The following is a 201-nucleotide window of genomic DNA, read 5'->3' as shown; positions in this document are numbered from 1 at the left end:
CAACCGGGCACAGAACAACGGCTTCGGCCGCAACGAGACCCAGCTTCACTTCCACAATGCGCACAATGGCGCGGAAAGCGACGGCGCGGCGAATGTGCACCACTTCCCAGGCACGTTCTACGATTACCGCTGGAGCACCACGCTTGCCCGACGCGACAAGATCAACACCCAGGCCACCGATCGGCGGGCGTCAGGCCCGGA

At 64.2% G+C, this 201-nt stretch carries 1 protein-coding gene; it reads left to right on the top strand.

What is annotated here, in order from left to right; all coding sequences use genetic code 11:
* Positions 1-201: hypothetical protein (locus tag AC1Q80_RS30960; RefSeq protein WP_492362959.1), on the top strand; the 201-nt coding region annotated here is incomplete at both ends.

It is taken from the genome of Ensifer sp. GW823-FHT05D09 (assembly GCF_058795755.1).
The sequence above is the reverse complement of the archived record's forward strand: the minus strand, read 5'-3'. Positions and strand labels throughout refer to the sequence as shown.